Source organism: Novosphingobium sp. TCA1, from assembly GCF_009811895.1.
GTDB lineage: Bacteria > Pseudomonadota > Alphaproteobacteria > Sphingomonadales > Sphingomonadaceae > Novosphingobium > Novosphingobium panipatense_A.
In genome coordinates this window covers 190,858-209,719 of sequence record NZ_BLJH01000006.1, presented here as the reverse complement: position 1 = coordinate 209,719, position 18,862 = coordinate 190,858, and the positions used below count along the sequence as shown (strand labels likewise).

General features: G+C 63.6%; 14 protein-coding genes and 1 tRNA gene. 5 read left to right on the top strand and 10 right to left on the bottom strand.

Features of this window, described 5'->3' with window-relative positions:
* Positions 1-51 precede the first annotated feature (51 nt).
* Entirely contained in the window at positions 52-1,974 is a 1,923-nt protein-coding gene (locus tag NTCA1_RS10300) for a CocE/NonD family hydrolase (protein ID WP_159830403.1), read from the top strand.
* A 206-nt stretch (positions 1,975-2,180) separates the two neighbouring features.
* Here the strand turns inward: NTCA1_RS10300 and NTCA1_RS10295 are convergent, their stop codons facing one another.
* The 3 genes from NTCA1_RS10295 to NTCA1_RS10285 form a co-directional block, all read right to left on the bottom strand.
* A complete protein-coding gene (locus tag NTCA1_RS10295) occupies positions 2,181-3,935 on the bottom strand; it encodes a chloride channel protein (RefSeq protein WP_159830402.1) in 1,755 nt (584 codons plus the stop codon).
* A gap of 74 nt (positions 3,936-4,009) precedes the next feature.
* Positions 4,010-4,588 carry an HD family hydrolase gene (locus tag NTCA1_RS10290; RefSeq protein ID WP_159830401.1) on the bottom strand — a complete coding sequence of 193 codons (579 nt, stop codon included), beginning with the start codon at positions 4,586-4,588 and terminating at the stop codon, positions 4,010-4,012.
* A gap of 72 nt (positions 4,589-4,660) precedes the next feature.
* Positions 4,661-5,455: an SDR family oxidoreductase gene (locus NTCA1_RS10285; RefSeq protein WP_159830400.1), complete on the bottom strand. Its 795-nt coding sequence runs from the start codon at positions 5,453-5,455 to the stop codon at positions 4,661-4,663.
* A 238-nt stretch (positions 5,456-5,693) separates the two neighbouring features.
* Between NTCA1_RS10285 and NTCA1_RS10280 the strand changes: the two genes are divergently transcribed.
* Positions 5,694-6,872 (top strand): MaoC family dehydratase N-terminal domain-containing protein, encoded by a 1,179-nt coding sequence (locus NTCA1_RS10280; protein ID WP_159830399.1) that lies wholly within the window; start codon positions 5,694-5,696, stop codon positions 6,870-6,872.
* Positions 6,873-6,944: 72 nt separating this feature from the next.
* Here NTCA1_RS10280 and NTCA1_RS10275 read toward each other — a convergent pair whose 3' ends face one another.
* The 5 genes from NTCA1_RS10275 to NTCA1_RS10255 all read right to left on the bottom strand — a co-directional run bounded on the left by NTCA1_RS10275 (position 6,945) and on the right by NTCA1_RS10255 (position 13,896).
* Positions 6,945-8,372, bottom strand: coding sequence for a globin-coupled sensor protein (locus NTCA1_RS10275; protein ID WP_159830398.1), 1,428 nt, complete (start codon positions 8,370-8,372; stop codon positions 6,945-6,947).
* Between the two features lie 138 nt (positions 8,373-8,510).
* Positions 8,511-8,945, bottom strand: a complete 435-nt coding sequence (locus tag NTCA1_RS10270) for a response regulator (RefSeq protein WP_159830397.1) — start codon at positions 8,943-8,945, stop codon at positions 8,511-8,513.
* Between the two features lie 40 nt (positions 8,946-8,985).
* A complete protein-coding gene (locus NTCA1_RS10265) occupies positions 8,986-10,122 on the bottom strand; it encodes an ATP-binding protein (RefSeq protein WP_201282453.1) in 1,137 nt (378 codons plus the stop codon).
* Positions 10,115-10,993: a protein-glutamate O-methyltransferase CheR gene (locus tag NTCA1_RS10260; RefSeq protein WP_159830396.1), complete on the bottom strand. Its 879-nt coding sequence runs from the start codon at positions 10,991-10,993 to the stop codon at positions 10,115-10,117. The genes NTCA1_RS10265 and NTCA1_RS10260 overlap by 8 nt, the downstream gene beginning before the upstream one ends.
* On the bottom strand, positions 10,990-13,896 hold the full coding sequence (locus NTCA1_RS10255; RefSeq protein ID WP_159830394.1) for a response regulator: 2,907 nt from the start codon (positions 13,894-13,896) through the stop codon (positions 10,990-10,992). Before NTCA1_RS10255 ends, NTCA1_RS10260 begins: the two co-directional genes overlap by 4 nt.
* Positions 13,897-14,040: 144 nt before the next feature.
* Between NTCA1_RS10255 and NTCA1_RS10250 the strand changes: the two genes are divergently transcribed.
* From NTCA1_RS10250 to NTCA1_RS10240, 3 genes are all read left to right on the top strand, one after another.
* Complete coding sequence (locus NTCA1_RS10250; RefSeq protein ID WP_159830392.1) at positions 14,041-16,128, top strand: AsmA family protein; 2,088 nt, start codon at positions 14,041-14,043, stop codon at positions 16,126-16,128.
* A gap of 219 nt (positions 16,129-16,347) precedes the next feature.
* Positions 16,348-16,824: a hypothetical protein gene (locus tag NTCA1_RS10245; protein WP_236549220.1), complete on the top strand. Its 477-nt coding sequence runs from the start codon at positions 16,348-16,350 to the stop codon at positions 16,822-16,824.
* 56 nt (positions 16,825-16,880) lie between these two features.
* On the top strand, positions 16,881-17,807 hold the full coding sequence (locus tag NTCA1_RS10240; RefSeq protein ID WP_159830390.1) for an HAD family phosphatase: 927 nt from the start codon (positions 16,881-16,883) through the stop codon (positions 17,805-17,807).
* 32 nt (positions 17,808-17,839) lie between these two features.
* On the opposite strand, the gene NTCA1_RS10235 is transcribed toward NTCA1_RS10240, so the two are convergent.
* A tRNA-Gln gene (locus NTCA1_RS10235) sits at positions 17,840-17,914 on the bottom strand.
* A gap of 86 nt (positions 17,915-18,000) precedes the next feature.
* Positions 18,001-18,849, bottom strand: coding sequence for a glutathione-dependent disulfide-bond oxidoreductase (gene yghU, locus NTCA1_RS10230; protein WP_159830388.1), 849 nt, complete (start codon positions 18,847-18,849; stop codon positions 18,001-18,003).
* Between the last annotated feature and the right edge of the window lie 13 nt (positions 18,850-18,862).

Sequence of the window (18,862 nt, the reverse complement as noted above, 5' to 3'; positions counted from 1 at the left end):
GCGTCACTTGGCGCTTGACCGCCGAAAATGCACGGGCCACCAATCGCGCCCATGAAAAGAAACATTCGGGCAAAGTCCCTTCGGATCGCCGCCAGCGTCGCCGTCGCGCCGCTCGCTCTTGCCGCAGCCTCGCAGCTTTCCGCGCGGGACGCGGCCACGCCTACCGATACGATGGCGAACGAGCAGGTCGCCGCCTATGACTGGGTGCGCCCGCAGGCGGACTATATCCGCCGCGAAGTGATGGTGCCGATGCGTGACGGCAAGAAGCTGTTCACCGTGATCGTCATGCGCAAGGGCACGAAGGACGCGCCGATCCTGCTCAGCCGCACGCCCTATAACGCGGGCGGCATGACCAGCCGCAACCGCAGCCAGAAGATCGAGGAAATCCTGCCCGTCATGGACGCGGATTTCGTCAACGACGGCTATATCCGCGTCTATCAGGACGTGCGCGGGCTGGATGGGTCCGAGGGCGATTACGTGATGAACCGGCCGCTGCGCGGGCCGCTCAACAAGACCAAGGTCGATCACGCTACCGACGCTTACGACACCATCGACTGGCTGGTGAAGAACCTGAAGGAAAGCAACGGCAAGGTCGGCATCACCGGCTCGTCCTACCTCGGCTTCACCTCGCTGATGGCGCTGATCGATCCGCATCCCGCGCTCAAGGCCGCCGTGCCGCAGAGCCCGATGGTCGACGGCTGGATGGGCGACGACTGGTTCCATAACGGCGCCTTCCGCATGTTCGGCTTCGATTACGATCTCGGGCAGACCGTGAAGAAGGGTGGCGGCGCCGTGCCCAAGGGGACGGGCGACGAGTACCAGTCCTATCTCGAAGCCGGTTCCGCCATGGAATATGCCAAGGCTTACGGCCTCCTCGACCTGCCGGTCGTGCGCAAGGTGCTGGAGCATCCGAGCTACGATGCCTGGTGGCAGGGGCAGGCCGTGGACAAGCTGCTGGGGCAACGCAAGCTGACCGTGCCGACGATGCTCGTCGTCGGACAATGGGACCAGGAGGACAGCTACGGCGCCCCCGCGGTCTATCAGGCGCTCAAGGCGAACGGCACGCCCAGCGACATGGTGAGCCTTGCCATCGGTCCCTGGCGCCATTCCCAGGTCAACTACGAGGCGCGCGAACTCGGCCCGCTCAAGTGGGAAGGCGATACCGGCGCGCAATTCCGCCGTGGCTACATGAAGCCCTTCCTCGACTGCCACCTCAAGACCGTCGCGCCGAAATGCGACACGCCGCCCGTGCTGACTTACGCGACCGGCGAGAACCGCTGGGAAGTCTCGCAGACCTGGCCTGCGGGCGCCTACACGCCGCTCTATCTGGCGGGCAACTACGGTCTTTCGTGGAGCAAGCCAGCGGCGGGCAGCGATAGCTACGTCTCCGATCCCGCCAAGCCGGTGCCGATGCTGCCGCGCCCGGTCCACATGCAGGGCGAGGAATGGAAGACCTGGCTCGTCCACGACCAGCGCTTCGTCGATGGCCGCCCGGACGTGCTCAGCTACACGACCGGCGTGCTCGACAAGCCGGTCCACATCAAGGGTGCGCCGAAGGTGGAACTCCACGCCTCCACCAGCGGACGCGACAGCGACTACGTGGTGAAGCTGATCGACGTCTACCCGCAGGAGAACTCCGCCAATCCGCAGCTGGCAGGCTATCAGCTCGGCATCGGCATCGAGATCTTCCGTGGACGCTATGTCCATGGCTTCGACAAGCCGCAGCCGCTCGAACCGGGCAAGGGCTATACCTTCCAATGGTCGCTGCCGAACGTCGACCACGTGTTCCTCCCGGGTCACAAGATCATGGTTCAGGTGCAGTCCAGCCTGTTCCCGCTCTACGACCGCAATCCGCAGTCGTGGGTGCCCTCGATCATGGAAGCCAAGGCGAGCGACTATGTAAAGGCGACCGAGACGGTGACCTATGGCGGCGATGCGGCGAGTGCCGTGTGGTTGCCGGTGGCCAGGGACTGAAGAACAAGAGGAAGTCCTGGGGGATGATCCCCCAGACCCTTGGAATGTCTACCTCGCGCACGACCTACCCGTTGTGCGCTCCTTGCGGCGCAGCCAATAAGTCTCCCGGCGCAGCCATGGGCGCGGGGCGGAGTTGGCCCGCGTGACCTAGACGGTAATGGGGGTGCAGGGGGGCTGTGCTCCCCTGCTTCTTCCTTTCCCTGACTTCAACTTTCCCCGAACAGTTCCCGCTGCGACGCTTCGATTTCCTCGAAGTAGCGCCGACGTGCATGACGCTCGGTCACGACGCCGACGACCTGCCCCACGCCGTCCACCACTGCCAGTTCGTCCGCCACGGCCACGTCGAAGGCCTTGATCATCGCGCGGATGTCGGTCGTGGGTGAAAGCGTCGTGCCTTTCAACGTCGCGAGCGAGCCGATCTCGCTGTCCTGCGGCAGTTCGGGGTTGTAGGCTGAGGAGGTGGTGACGATCCCGGCGTAGTGATCATCCGCATCGACCAGGATCGCCTTGCTCGCCGAGCCGAGCGGCACGCGCGCGCGGAAATCGGCAATGGAGAGCGTGGCCGGGGCGGAGATCCAGTCCTTGCGCATGATGCGTCCGGCGGTGAGGCTGAGCATCCAGCCGATATCGCGCGGGGATCGGATGATCGAGCCGCGAATGTGCAGGCGCCAGGTGGAGAAGGAATAGCCGAACATCTCGCGCGTGAACGCGCTGGAGACGAGCGAGGCGGCCAGCACCACACCCATCAGGGCGAAGTCGTGCGTGGTTTCCAGCATGAGCATGGCCAGCGTCATCGGGCCGCCGACGATGGAGACGGCCAGCGCGCTCATGCCGACGAGTGCGGACTGGGTGGGGTCAAGCTCGATGCCGAGCGGCAGCATCTGCACGGCGGCGGCGAATATCAGGCCGACCAGCGAGCCGAGGAACAGCGAGGCGAAGAACAGGCCGCCGCGAAAGCCGAAGCTGAGCGAGATCACCGAGGCGGCGATCTTGAGCGCCAGCACCATGAGCAGGAAATGGATCGCCGGTTGCATCGCCAGGTTGAGATGCATGGCGCCGTGGCCTGCCGAGAGCGACTGCGGCGAAACCCAGGCCAGCGGCATCAGCAGCAGGCCGCCGACCAGCGGTTTCCAGCGCGCGAACCGGGTGAAGCGCTGGACGTGCAGTTCGGTGAACGTCACCAGCCGCATGATGAGAATGCCGACAAGCGCGCAGAGCAGGCCCAGCACGGCGTAGATGAAATAGTCGCCGGTGGTGAGGTCGCGCGCGCTGGAGGCGGCGATGAGGTAGGGCTCCACGCCGAGTTCGCGGGTGATGAAGGCGGCGCCGAGCGCAGCGGCGATGACGGGGGCGATCGCGGAAGGCGTATAAGTGCCGATCACGATCTCGAAGGCGTAGAAGGCGCCCGCCAGCGGTGCGCCGAAGGCGGCGCCCACGGCTGCCCCGGCGCCTGCACCCACCAGCGTGCGCATGTCGGCGCGGCGCAGCTTGAACCATTGGCCCAGCACAGAGGCGACCCCGCCGCCCATCTGCGCATAAGCGGCCTCCAGCCCGACCGAAGCGCCTGCGCCGTTGGAAATGATGGTCTGTGCGGAGATGATGAGGTTGTCGATGAACGGGATGCGCCCGCTGTGCAGGGCATTGGCCTCCACGACGTCGATCGGTGCCCGGCGGCGGCGGCGGAGCAGATAGCCGATACCGATCAGCACCAGCCCGCCGAAGGGCAGGGCGAGCAGTCGCCAGGGATGGCGGATTTCGCCGAGCGCGCTCAGGCGATTGCCTTCGATCGAATAGAACAGCTGCTGCAGGGTGTGGGCAAGGAAACCCTGGAGGTTCGTCAGCCACCCCGCCGCGATGCCCGCCAGCACGGCGAGCACGATGAACGCCAGTTCGCTTTCGCGCATGCGCTGCCGCTGGCGGATGACCAGGGCTTTCAGGGCGTTAACGGCGGGACGTCGCATCGCTTGTCGATTGGCCCTCTGCGCGTGGGACTGTCAAGGCAGGTATCGGACGGTTGGACGGAAACAGGTCTATGTCAGGCGCCGAAGTAACCTTTGCCCTTGGCCGCTTCCAGTTCCTTTTCGAGATAGTCCCACAAGGCCGGCGCGCCGAGACTGATTTGCGGCTTCAGGCGCTTGAAGATACGGTCGTGGCTGATGCCGTTCTCGCGCCAGCTCTGGCCTTCGTTGCGCAAGTTCAGCAGGGCGGGCATGGCGCGGTCGATGGCGTGGGCGAAGCGGGCCTCCACGGTGCGCTCTTCCTCGAACTCGATCCAGAGGCCCCGAAGATAGTCTGCCTCGGTATCTGGGAGCATGCCGAAAATCCGGTCTATCGCGGCGCGTTCGGCCTTTTTCCGATCTGCGAGGCCTTCCTCGAAGAACACCATGACGTCGCCGGTTTCGATCTCGCCTATGTCGTGGACCAACAGCATCGCCATGACCCGGCCGATATCCGGCGCGCCCGAGGCATAGGGCGCCAGCGCCACAGCGAAGAGGGCGATCTGCCAGCTGTGCTCGGCCGAGTTCTCGTAGCGGTCGAGGCCGATGGGCTTGACCTTGCGGGTCACGGCCTTGAGCCGGTCCAGCTCCATCACGAAGTTGATGACGTCTTGCATTGTATGTGAGTCTCCAGATGCCAGGCGCTGTGGAGACTCGTCCGGGATTTCTCAAGCGGTCGTTCGGGGCAGCTACTTGGGCGGCATCCGAATGCCCCCATCGAGGCGAATGCACTGGCCGTTGAAGTAAGTGTTGCGGGTCAGTTCGAGCACCAGCGAAGCGAATTCCTCGGGATGGCCGAGGCGCTTGGGGAAGGGCACTGCACGCCCGAGCCCTTCGTAGACGGCCTCGTTCATCTCTTTCACACGCAGCATCGGCGGCGTGGCGAATGTTCCGGGCAGGATGGCGTTGACCCGGATGCCCAGGTCCATGAGGTCCCGCGCCATCGGCAGGACCATGGCATTGACCGCGCCCTTGCCGCCGCCATAGGCGACCTGGCCGATCTGCCCATCCTGCGATGCGGCGGAAGATGTAAGGATGATGCAGCCGCGCTCGCCGTCCTCGCCCAGAGGATCGGCGCCCGCCATCCCCAGGGCGGCGATCGAGGCGACGCGGTAGGAAGCGGTGAATACGCCCTCTGCCGTCCTGGCGATCTGCTCGGTGGCCATGCGCTTGTAGGCACCGGTGTTCTTGTCGAACGAGACGGTCTTGCCGCCTCCCGCCACGACGGCGCAGTGGACCACCACCCGTTCCTGGCCATGGGCCGCGCGCGCCTTTGCGAAACCGGCTTCCACGCTTTTCTCGTCAAGGATGTTCACCTTGCAGAAGGTGCCGCCGATCTCTGCGGCAAAAGCCTCTCCCGCTTCTTCGCTGATGTCGAACACGGCCACTTTGACACCCGCATCGGCCAAAGCCTTCGCGCTGGCACGGCCGAGGCCCGACGCCCCCCCGGTAACGACGGCGGCCAGGGTGTTGTCGATCTTCATGGCGAAGGGCTCTCCCGCATTTTCGAGTCGCCGGGCGATCTCTCCCGGCCTGGAAAGGCTCTAGCGGAGATATCGGCGCCCTTGCGCGTCAGGAATGCGGGAGAGGCCCAAGTATCGCTCCAGCGCATTGCCCGCTTCCTGCGCTTGCGCCGATTGCCCATGGTGCTGCACCTTTGGACAGGCGCGGCGCGGACGGTGGTGGGAGACCGTTCGGCAAAGAGCCTGGGGAGAGAAGGAAATGGCCGAAGGGGATCTTGCGCTGGATACCAGCGATGTCGACAAGTGGGTCGGAAAACCCGTCATCTTTGCGGAATTCTGGGATCCCTGCAATGCCACCGACATCCGGCGCTGGGTGCAGGCCATGGACTATGCCAATCCCTTGCATTGGGATGAGAACTTCGCCCGATCAAGCCGGTTTGGCGGCATCGTCGCACCGCAGAGCTTTACCGTCGCGATGGATTACGGGCACGGCTGCCACCCTTCCTGCGTCGGCCGCATTCCCGGCTCTCACCTTATCTTCGCGGGAGAGGAGTGGTGGTTCTACGGCGCTCCCGTCCGTCCGGGCGACAAGCTGACTCAGGAACGTACTTTCGCAGGCTATCGCATTGCCGAGACGGGTTTCGCCGGCCCGACCATGTTTGCTGATGGCGATACCATCCATCGCAATCAGCACGGCGCTATCGTCGCCAAGGAGCGCGCGACGTCCATCCGCTATCTCGTGGACGAGGCCAACAGGCGCAAGGTCTATGGCAAGGAGAGCCGCGAACCGAGGCTATGGAGCAAGGCCGAGCTGGACGAGGTAGCAAGGGTCAGGCTGGACTGGATCAAGTCGGGCAGGGCGGGCATTTCTCCGCGCTGGAGCGTCGTGAAGGTGGGTGACGTGCTGCCACGCCGCGTGATCGGTCCGCACAGCCGCGTTACTTTCGCGCTGGAATGCCGTGCGCACCGGCAGAATATCTGGGGCACCTGGCGTTGGAACGCGCCTGAGGGCATTCACGATCCGGCACAGGAAGACGCCGGTTTCGGCGGCGAAATGACCTATGACTTCGAGGCCCGCAAAATCGATCCGCGCCAAGGCGACGGACTCTTTCACGGACCCAGTTCCGGCCACATCAACCCGGACAAGGCCGAGAAGGTCGGCATGGGCGGGGCCTATGGCTATGGCTCGTCGATGAACGCGTGGCACCTCGATACCGTGGCCTATTGGGCAGGGCACGAGGGCTACATCTGGCATTCGAAGACCGAATTTCGCAGCCCGGCATTCGAAGGCGACATTACTTACGTGGACGCCAAAGTGCTCGACAAGCAGGACAACAGCGAATTCGGCATGCCCGTCGTCACGGTCGAAACCCGCATGACGACGCAGGATGGGGCGACGATCCTGAAAGGCACGGCGGTGGTTTCGCTGCCGTCATAGGGGAAGGTCCATGGCGGCAGATCGGTTTCCTGCGGTCAGCCCCAGGGACTGCCGGAGAGCATAGGAATATTCTCAGGCGACGCGCGTGCCGGGGATCGGCCGCTCCTCGATCTGGAAACGACCGGCCTGGTCTGCCAGCACCTTGGCATCCGAGATCAGCGTCCGCGCGGCGGCCGACGTCTGTTCGACCATGGCGGCATTCTGCTGGGTCGTGCGTTCCATGACGCCCACAGTCGAACTGACTTCGGAGATGGCGGTTGCCTGCGCGTCGTTGTCGCGGGCCATGGTTTCGACCAGGGAATGGACGCGCTCCACCTCACCGGCGATGGTTTCCAGCGAGCGATCGACGCGCGATACGATCGCCACGGCCTGATCGATTTCGGAACGTGTGGTCGAAAGACCGTCACGCGCCTTGCGGGCCTCTTCCTCGGCGCGCATGGCCAGCGAACTGACCAGATCGGCGACGACGGCAAAGCCGCGCCCGGCATTTCCGGCCCGGCCCGCTTCGACGGCGGCGTTCATGGCCAGGACGCGCGTCTGGAAGGCGATCTTGTCGACCCCCTCGATCACGGCGTCGATCCCGCGGGCGCATTCGTGAACGACATGCATGGCCTGCACCGCGTCCCCGGCGACACCGCGGCCCTGTCCGACGGCACCCAGGGCCTCGCCCGCGATGCCCAGGGTTTCCTGCGCACCGCTGGCGGTGGCCTTCACGCGTTCTTCGACCCGCACGAGGGTGGCTGCGGCTTCTTCCAGATTGGCGGCGCTGCTCTCGGTGCGCTGCGCAAGATCTTCCGAGGCCTGGGCGATGGCACCCGATTCCCCGTAGATCGCATCGGAAGCCTTCACCACCGAGCCGATGGTCTGCCGCAAGTTGGCAAGACTGCGATTGTACGAGTTCTTGAGCGAGAGGAACCCGGCCGGAAGATCGTCGATATCGTGGACCAGATCACCGGCGGCCAGGCGCGACATGGCGCGGTCCAGCGCCGAGATCGCCTGGTTGCGCTCGGCATCGGCTTCTTCGAAATAGATCGAGATGGACAAGTCCATGTCCAGCATGGCCGCTTTCATCAGCGCGCGGCTCAGCTTGCCGGGGTTGATACCACGCGAGAAAAGGCGCCACGGGCGGGCACTGCGTTCCACCGCCGCCATGATCTCTTCCAGGATCAGCGCATAGCCGCCGATGTACCAGCGCGGTTCCAGTCCGATCCGGGCGTGAACTTTGCCGATGCGGCTGACGGCCGCATAGTATTCGGCATCGAAGCGGCCGGTGGCTATGCCCATCCAGTGTCCGACTTGCGCGCTCTTGGCGGCATCGATGTGCGTGTCGCCGCCGAACATCCGCGCCATTTCGGGCGTGGCGCGCACACGGCGATAGAAACGGTCCAGCGCCGGCGGGATGGCCTTGCGAAGAAGCGGTTGCGCGGCGGCGAGGAGACGGCGCTGCGCGGCATCGAATTCGAGAAACTCGAGACGTTCCTCGACGGTCTTGACTGACAATTTGAACTCCTGCGCGGCGGCTCGTATCCGACCGGATGAAATCGTTTTATCCAGCTATTATAGAACGGCCGACCGGCATTCTGGTCTTTCGGCGGCGCATTTTCGCGATAGGCTTAGTGGCGGTTTGCCCACGCCCGTTCAATTCGGCAGGCGGCTGGTGGTGCTCCAGAAATTCACCACCTCATGCAGGGCCTGGGCATATTTCTTGCCGTTGAACGGTTTCACCACATAGCAGCTCGCGTGGCGCTCGTAGCATTCGCGGATGTCGTTGGGAGATTCCGAGGAGGTGAACATCACCACCGGAATATGGCGCAGTCTCGCGTCCGACTTGACCACTTCCAGCAGTTCCTTGCCGTCCATCCGCGGCATGTTGATGTCGAGGAGGATGAGGTGCGGCGGATGGACCTTGCTGTCCGGTTTGCCGTCCTGTTCGGGGCGAAGGATTTCGAGGGCATGGACGCCGTCGTGGGCGACCGTCAACGAACAGGGCGGTTCGGCGGTCTTGAAGGCGCGCAGGGTCATTTCCACGTCGCCTTCATTGTCTTCCACGAGCAGGATCTGGAACGGTTTCATCGTGTTCGGGCTCCTCCGGCAAATCTCTCCTGGTCGGCCTTCAGGCCGGTAGCGTGAAATGGAAGGTGCTGCCCTGGCCCGGCACCGAGGTGAAGTCGATGTCGCCGCCGCATAGCTGCACGAACTTGCGGCAGGTCGAGAGGCCGATCCCGGTGCCGGGGTAGTTTTCCTTGCGGTGAAGGCGCTGGAAGATCGTGAAGATGCGCGTGCGAAAGCTGTCGTCGATGCCGATGCCGTTGTCCTTGACGGCAAAGCGCCAGAACTTCCCGCGTTGCTCGGCGGCGATGGCGATGACGGGAGGGTGGTCTCCATCCTGGAACTTGAGCGCATTGCCGATGAGGTTCTGGAACAGGACCCGCACCAGGGTCGAACTGGTTTCGAGGCAGGGCAGGCGCGCGTAGGTTACTTCGGCTTGGGTCTTGCGGATGGTGTCATCGAATTCCGAGAGTATTTCGCTTAAAATTTCCTCGCAATCGACGGTTTCGAGCGTGATTTCTTCCCGGCCGATCCGTGAAAATGTCAGGATGTCGCCGATCATCTTCTGCATCCTGCGGGCATTGTCGAGGATGAAGGAAAGGTAACGCCTGCCGTCATCGTCCAGCCGGTCTTCCGCACTTTCCGCGAGCAGGCCGGCGAAGGCGTTCATCATCCGCACGGGCTCCTGCATGTCGTGCGAGCAGATATAGGCGAAGCGTTCGAGTTCCTCGTTCGATTGGGACAAGGTCGCGTTCAGGCGCATGATCTGCGCGCGCTGGACATGGAGGTCGAGGTAGACCTTGACCTTGCTCTTGAGGATATCGGGGTTGATCGGCTTGAAGATGTAGTCGACCGCACCGATCTCGGCGGCTTTCGAGGCGTACTTTTCCTCCTTGGACAGGGCCGTGACGAAGATGATCGGAACGCCGGCCATGCTTTCGTGCTCCTGCATCAGCAGGGCGGTCTCGAAGCCGTCCATGTCGGGCATCTGCACGTCGAGGAGGACGATGGCGAAGGCATGCCGCAGGACGAGCGACAGGGCCTCGTTGCCCGACGCGGCCTTGAAGATATCGGCCTCTAGCGGCCTCAGCACTTTCTCCGTGGCGAGAAGGTTTTCCCAGCGATCGTCCACCAGCAGGATCTTCGGCCGATCCAGGACCGGATCGGCGCATGGCGGAAACGCCATCCTGCTCTCAGCCATGGGCAGGAACTCCCCGTTTCCGGTAGATCTTCTGTCGGCGGTCCTGCACCTCGAAAAGAGGGGCGATTGCCGAAAACAGGAGGGTTTCCCTGGCACCCAGGCAAAGAAAGCCCCCATGGCGCAGGGAGTCCGAGAACAGCCGCAGCGCGCGTTCCTGAAGCGGTTTGTCGAAGTAGATCAGGACATTGCGGCAGGTAACGAGGTTCATTTCTCCGAAGACGCCGTCGGTCACGAGGTTGTGATGGGAGAACACGATCCGTTCGCGCAGGAATTCCTTCATCCTCACGAAATCGTAGCTTGAACTGTAATAATCGGAGAGTTCCGCCCGCGCGCCGGACTGACGGTAGTTTTCTGCATAGCGCTCGATCAGCCGCCTTGGGTATATTCCCTTTTCGCCAATATCGAGCGAATGCCTGTTGAAATCGGTAGCGTAAAGTCTGGCGCGCTCCAGATAGCCTTCTTCGTGCAGCAGGATCGCCAGCGAATAGACTTCCTCTCCGGTTGCACAGCCTGCGCACCAGATCTTGACGAAGGGGAAGGTCTTGAAGACGGGGATCAACTGTTCGCGCAGCGCGCGGAAGCATGGCGGATCGCGGAACAGCTCGGTCACGGTGACCGAAATGGCGCCGAGCAGCCGATCGAAGAAGCTCTCGTCATGAAGGACATGCGAAAGCACTTCGCTGAAATGGGCAAGCCCGGCCGCGCGGCGGGCCTGATCCAGGCGGCGGCGGATCGAGGCCTGCGAATACTGCGTGAAGTCATAGCTCCAGCGGCGCCGGATGGCTTCGAGGAGCAGCGATATCTCGATGGCTTCGATGTCCTCGGCAAGGCGCCCGGGGATTGGAGCAGAGGCGTTGAGGGCGGTTCTCATGCCGCTTCCTCACGCTGGAACAGCCAGACCCGCAGGAGCGCAAGAAGCCGGTCGATATCGACAGGCTTCGTCATGTAGTCGTTCGCTCCGGCCGCCATGCAGCGCTCCACGTCCTCCGGCATGGCCCGGGCTGTGAGGGCGATGATGGGCAGGTCGGCCCAGTCGGGGTTGCGGCGGATTTCCCGCATGGCCTGATAGCCGTCCATGACCGGCATCATCACATCCATGATGACCAGTTCTATTCCGCCGCTTTCCTTCAGCTTTTCCAGCGCCATCTGCCCATTGTCGGCAATGACGAGATTGAGGCTGTGCTTCTTGAGGACCTTGGACAGCGCGAAGGTATTGCGCATATCGTCATCGACCAGCAGCACGGTGCGGTTGTTCAGGGTCTGGTCGGGATCGTGATGCCCGAGCGACTGTACCCGGCCCGGCAGCTTTGCCTCGACGCTGTGCAGGAATAGCGTGACTTCTTCCAGCAGTCGCTCCGAGGAGGCGCTTCCCTTGATCACGATGCTCTCTGTGTGGTTGCCGAGGATCCGGTTCTCTTCTTCGGTCAGTTCGCGCGCGGTGTGAACGATGATCGGCGGGCTGTCGCCTTGGTTTCCCGAGCGTGCCTCCGCCAGCTTCAGCCATTCGAAACCGGTCATGTCGGGCAGGTTGAGGTCCAGAATGACGCAGTCGAACCGCTCGCTTTCGATCCGTTCGAGCGCCGCTGAACCCGTCTCCGCAACAGTCATCGCGAGGTCCTTCCGCTTGAGGAGACTGCGGATGGCGGTCTGGGTCAGGCGGTCGTCCTCGATCAGCAGCACAGACTTGATCTCGCCGCTGCGGCCCTTCTCGATGCGGGCGAAGGCGGATTGGATATCCTCTTCCGTCACCGGCTTGCGCAGGATTCCCACAGCGCCCTTGCGCATGGGCGCCTGCGCTTCGGCACCCTCCGTGGCCGAAATGATATGCACCGGAATGGGCCGCGTGGCGGCTTGCCGTTTCAGCTGGTCGAGGACGTGCAACCCGTCGATGTCGGGCAGGCGGAGGTCGAGGAGGATGGCGGTGACGGGATATTCGGCGGCGAGCGCGAGGCCGCTCCGGCCATCCCCCGCAGCCAGCACTTTATAGCCGCGGCGGCGGGCGGTTCTCGCGAGCGTCGCGGCGAAGGCGGCATCGTCTTCGATGACCAGCGCCACGCGGTCGCCCGGAGTGATCGCTTCGCGGTCGTCCGCGATGAAAGGCAAGCGCGCCGAGCCTTTCGATGGGGTGCCGGTCCGGCCGAAAGGCAGGAAGAGGGTGAAAGTCGATCCCTCTCCCTTGATGCTCTCGACATGGATTTCGCCGCCAAGGATCTGCGCGAACTTGCGGGCTATGGTCAGCCCCAGCCCGGTGCCGCCGTAGTGGCGCTCGGTCGAGCCGTCTTCCTGCTGGAACGCCTCGAAGATGTCCTGAAACTTGTCCTCGCTTATGCCGACGCCGGTGTCCGAGACCGCGAGGGCAATGGCCCTGCCGGGATCGAGATCGGCGCGCTGAAGGGCGTCGCTGCCTGTGGCTGGACGCAGCGTCAGGGTGACCGAGCCTCTCGCGGTGAACTTGAACGCGTTGGACAGGAGGTTCTTCACGATCTGTTCGAGGCGCTGGATGTCGGTTTCGATATGCCCGGGCAGGGCCGGATCGCGCAGGACGTGGAAGGCCACGCCCTTGTCTTTCGCCACGGGGGCGAAGCTCTGCTGCAGATGGCCGATGATGACGTCCAGCGGAGCATCCTCGCTCAGCACATGGATCTTCCCCGCCTCCACTTTCGAAAGATCGAGGATGTCGTTGATCAGGTTCAGCAGTTCCATCCCGCCGTTGTGGATCACGCGCGCTTCCTCGACCTGTTCCGCAGTCAGGTTGCCCGTTTCGTTGGCGGCCAGCCCGCGCGAGAGGATAAGCAGCGCATTGAGCGGGGTGCGCAGTTCATGGCTCATGTTGGCGAGAAATTCGGACTTGTACTTCGAAGACTGCTCGACTTCGCACGCCTTTTCCTCGACCAACCGCTTGGCCTCCTCCAGGTCGCGCGACTGGGCCAGGATGCGCTCGTTCTGTTCTTCCAGCGCACTGGTCTTTTCCTCGAGTTCCTCGTTCGAAGCTTCGATTTCCTCGTTGGAGGCCTTGAGTTCCTCCTGCTGCATCTTCAGCTCTTCCTCGCGCCGTTCCAGCTCCTGCGTGTAGAGGCGCTGCTGGGCCGCCGAACGGGCGCGGCTGCGCTGATAGAGCCATACGGCGAGGACGATGCCGAAGTAGGAGAGCAGGGTGACGATCGCGGTCAGCCGGGTGCTGTGATCGAGATTGGCCGCATCGACCTGCCGCCGCTGTCGCAGCAGGTGCTCCTCCTCGGCCGACATCACGGAGAGCTGCTCGCGCACGCGTTCGATCAGTGTCCTGGTGCGCGTGAGGGCGGCTTCCCTGTCGCTGATGCCATCGAGCTGCTGGGTCGCAAGATGCTCCAGCAAGGCCCGGTTCCTGATCTCCAGTTCGTCTAGATTCGCCTGTTGGGACGGATTGTCGGACGTCAGGTTTCGCAGCAGCATCAGTTCCTGCCGGATCGAGCGGTGCATGGGCGTTGCAGGGTCGGCTTTCGCCGCACCTTTGCCGTCGCGCAGAGCATCGCGGTAGTCCTGCAGGAAATCCGGGTTGCGGGTCAGCAGATAGCCTGATTGCCCCGTAGCAGCGCGTTCGTAGAGGCCGCCCAGAAGCGAGATGTGGCGGCGAACCATATAGGTGTGGTCCACCCAGCCGCGCGCCCGCGACAGTCCGGCGCCCTGATCCACGAACATGAGCGCCGCGATCGCGAAGGCGGCGGTGATCACGCCTATCGCGATTGCAGTGGCATGGCGGACGAACGGGTTTTCCCTTGGCGGCGCGAGCGTCATGCGAGAACTTCCGGGGACATTGCACCAGAAGATCACCCGGAAACCGCTGCTTATCGCCTAACGCGGGCCTCGGTTTTCCTACTTATGCCATGCCCCCGGCTTGATCCGGCAACCAAATGGCACCTTCGCGCGATCTTACCCATCATGGATGCCGCGGTAACATCGAAGGGCTCCAGGCCCGGCAAGCGTGCCAGTACCGACCCGGCGGTTCGCCGCCGCAGGCTGCACATCGTCCGCAATGCGGTCCTCATCGTTGTGGGAACGATCTTCGCGATCTGGCTGGTGCTGTTTATCACCAAGGGACGCTTCCTGAAGCATCCTTTCGAGAACGTCGCCCAGTCGCTCTCCGGCAGGGACATCAAGGTCGGCGGGGATTTCCAGCTCTACTTCGCGCCGCTGCGGATCAAGTTCCTGGCGGAGCGCATCGATGTCGCGAACCCGCAATGGGCGGACCGGAAAAGCCTGTTTTCGGCCAAGCGGGTCGAGGCGCGTATCGCGCCGCTTTCGCTCCTGTTCGGGCGGAAGCGCGCTTATGCTCTCGATCTGGAGGAGGGCCGGGTCAATCTCGAATGGGATGCGCAGCATCGACGCAATACATGGACTTTCGGAGACGGCAGCGACGGCAAGCCCTTCGAGATGCCGCGCATAGACCGCGCCGCGATTTCCGGCACGCGGCTGCGCTATGTCGATCCCCAGATGCCGCTCATGGTGGATCTGGCGATCGATCCCATCGTCGCCCGTGATACCCGCATCGGCAAGGCGGTGGGCCTCAAGGGAGAGGGGCGTTTTCGCACCACGCCGTTCCGTCTGACCGCACAGTTGCTGTCCCCCGATGCGAGCGTCAGTGGGGGTGAAAACAGGCTGACCTTGCGGGCCTGGGCGGCGGACAGCGTGATCGACGTGGCCGGTACATTGCCCTCCCTGACGGAAGTGGAGGGCGTGCCTCTCAAAGTGGCGGCGCAAGGGAGCGATCTCTCGGATCTGCTGAACGTGATCGACGTCGCCATTCCGCAGACCCGGCGCTACGACCTGAAGGCACAACTCGTGAAGGAGGGCACGGCCTATCGCTTTACCGGCATGAACGGGACTTTCGGACAGTCGGATCTTTCCGGGCGCTTTACGGTGACCAATGCCGAGCGGCTGCGCCTTGATGCGGTGCTGACCACCCGACGGCTCGACATCGTCGATGCGGCGCCGTTCATCGGCTACAACCCCGATATCGTTGCGGCAAAGGGCGCCGTTGCCGCGGCTGCTGCCACCGGCGCGGGCGCGCAGCGCGTACTTCCCGATGCCGAGCTTCCCGTCGCCACGATGCAGCGCTTCGATGCCGGGCTCGACTGGAAGATCGGCGTGGTCCGTTCGCGCAACGTGCCGATTTCCAACATCGCCATGAAGCTCTCGCTCGAGCGCGGCCGTCTGGCGCTGGAACCCTTGACGTTTTCGATGGCGCGGGGCGACGTGATTTCGGACCTGGTCTTCGATACGCGCCAGCGGCCTTCCGCCATCAGCTACGATATCCGCCTCGCACCGACGCCGATGGGCCGCCTGCTTGCGGGATACGGTGTCGCGGACTCGGGAACGACCGGCACGATCAAGGGGCGTATCCGTCTGGAAGGGCGCGGGGATACGATCCACGATTCCCTGGCGACATCGAGCGGCCGCATTGCCTTCGTCATGCCGAAGGGTACTTTGTGGACCAGGAATGCCCAGCTTGCCGAACTCGACCTGGGAACTTTCGTCTCCAAGATGTTCCAGGGCAAGTTGAAGAAGCCGATCGAGGTGAACTGCGGCCTTCTGGCGTTCACGGTGCGCAGCGGCATGGCTGCCACCGATCCGATCCTGATCGATACCAGCAAGAACGTGGTGACCGGAAACGGCGGCTTCAGCTTCGCCACGGAAGACGTCGATATTGCCATCCGGGCGGACGGAAAGAAGTTCAGCCTGTTTTCCGGCCAATCGCCGGTAGGCATCGGCGGGCATTTCGCCAGCCCTTCGCTGAAGGTCATCAGCCCCGAACTTGTCGGGCGGGCAGGAGCGGGGATCGGACTGGCGGCGATCGTCACGCCGGTGGCGGGGCTGCTGGCTTTCGTCGACGTCGGCGATGCCAAGTCCGCCGCCTGCGATCCGGTCCTGTCCGGCGCCCGCGCGGCGGCGCAGCGGACCAGCAAAGGCAAGCCGCGCGACGATGTCGGCAAGGGCAAGGGTCGGGAAAAGGCCGCGAACAACGAGTGAGAGCGCCAGCCACCTACGACATGGACTGGACGACGGACAGCGTTCCCTGCCTCGCCTCCATTGTGGCGGCATCGCGTGTCGCCCGGCAATGATCGGGTGGGGGAGCTGCGCGGTCAGGGTTGATCCCGGAAAATGGGCGCGCAATTCCCGAGATATCGGCTCGCAAGGCGCTGGTAGACTTCCCGGGCGGCCAGATCGGCCGCGCCGGGAGTGTCATCTATGCGCAGATCATGCGTTTTTGTCGCGGCTGTCCTTGCCCCCGTCCTTGCGCTTGCCGGACGTCCGGCCCTGGCCGACGAGGCCTATATCGAAGGGACGGGCGGCGTCAGCTGGACCAGTGAGGAAACCGATGCCATCGCGGGTCTGGCGATGGGTTATGACGTCGATCTGGACGAGACGTTTTTCGTCGGCGTCGAGGGAACCGCCGAGAAGCTGCTGACCGGCGGAACCCGCGTCGCCTGGGGCATCGGCGGGCGCGTGGGTGCCGAAGTCCTGCCGAGGAGCAAGATCTTCACCGGCGTGAACTGGCAGTCGAAGGATTGCCGGGAATGCGGCAATGCCGTTGGTTTGGGCGTGGGCTGGGAGCAGAACCTGAGCGAGAAGATCTACGCCAAGCTCGAGTTCAAGCACCTCTTCGTGGAGAACGGCGAGCCTGACGCAAACGTGGGCATCGTCGGGCTGGGCATGATGTTCTGAGCGGCGGCTTTTGAGTGGGGGCCGCACTTCTCACATTGATTCCATCGGAGAATAAGATGAGCGCCGAATCCCTTGCATCCTGGCGTGACGGCAAGATCAAGTCCGCCATCGTGCGCTTCGTGGAGCGCATCACCGCGCCGGGCAGCCCCGATTTCCTCCCGCCTGCCGATCGCGTGGCCACCTTCGACAACGACGGCACCTTGTGGTGCGAGCGCCCGCTTCAGGCCCAGCTCTACTTCGCGCACGATCGCCTCGAAAAGCTGGCCGCCGCCGACCCTTCGCTGCGGGAGCGGGAATCGTTCCGGGCCTGTCTCGACGTGGATGTGCCGGCCATCAAGCGTCTCGGCAAACAGGGTATTTTCGAAGCGATCGCAGCGGCTCATGCCGGGATCACGCAGGACGCGTTCGACAGCCTCGCGCGGGACTGGATCAATTCCGCGCAGAATCCGAAACTGGGCCGACGGTTCCGGGATCTGGCCTATGGGCCGCAGCTCGAATTGCTCGCCTATCTGCGCGCGCACGATTTTCGGATATTCGTGGTATCCGCAGGCGGCACCGACCTGATGCGCAGTTTTTCGGAAGAAGTGTACGGCATCCCGCGCGCCAACATCATCGGCTCCTACATGAAGACCCGCGTGGAGCAGCGCGGCGGGGTGACGCAGCTCATCAAGCTGGCCGAACTGGGCTGCTTCAACGACCGCGAGGCAAAACCGCAAAGCATCGACGTGATGGTGGGGCGCAGACCCATCCTGGCCTTCGGGAATTCCGACGGGGACCTTGCGATGCTGCGCTATACGGTTTCCGGCGAGGGCCCGCGCCTCGCGTTATTGCTGCATCACGACGACGCGGAACGCGAGTTCGCCTACGACCGTGATTTCGTACTCAGCCCGCTTGCCGAAGCGTTGGACCGTGCAGCGGAACTCGGCATCCACGTCGTCAGCATGAAGCACGATTGGTCCGGGGTGTTCACCGATCCGACCTAGCGGCACCGATACATGGAATGTCTGGATTTCCCTGGCTGGGGCGGCAGGATTCGAACCTGCGAATGCCGGTACCAAAAACCGGTGCCTTACCACTTGGCGACGCCCCAGCAGGGATTGCGCGCTTAGCGGCTAATGCCGGCGCTGAAAAGCCCCTATCACAGAGTTTTCCCGCACCGGCATCAACTTGCCCCGATCAGTCCTTGATGACCGCGTCGATGTCTGCGGCGCTGTGGCGTTCGCGGACGAAACCGTCGCCCTTGCGGTTGACGATGCGGCCCCGCTGGACCGGCTCACGGGCGCCGATTTCCTCGCCCCAACGCACCAGATTCTTGTAGCTCGGCACGTCGAGGAACGTCGCTGCGTCGCCGTAGGCGTCACCGCGCACGAAGGCGCCGAACCAGCCATAGGCTGCAATGTCCGCGATCGTGTATTCCTCGCCCGCCAGGTAGCGCGTCTGGCCGAGGCGCTTGTCGGCGACGTCGAGCAGGCGCTTGGTTTCCATGGCGTAGCGATTGATGGGATATTCGAACTTTTCCGGCGCATAGGCATAGAAGTGGCCGAAACCGCCGCCGATCAGGGGCGCCGTGGACATCTGCCACATCAGCCAGGAAAGGCATTCGGCGCGCTCGGGATAGCTGGCGGGGACGAACTTTCCGAACTTCTCCGCAAGGTAAAGCAGAATGGCGCCCGATTCGAACACGCGGACCGGCGCCTCGCCGGAATAGTCCAGCAGGGCGGGGATCTTGGAGTTCGGGTTGACCGAGACGAAGCCGGACCCGAACTGGTCGCCCTCGCCGATGTCGATCAGCCAGGCATCGTATTCCGCTTCGGCAATTCCTGCCGCCAGCAATTCCTCCAGCATGATCGTGACCTTCTGCCCATTGGGAGTACCCAGCGAGTAGAGTTGCAGCGGGTGCTTCCCGCGTGGCAGTTCCTTGTCGTGCGTGGCGCCGGAGACGGGCCGGTTGATATTGGCCCATTCGCCGCCATTGCCCTTGTCCCAGGTCCAGACTTTGGGCGGCGTGTACGTGAGATCGGCCATGAGCAACTCCTTG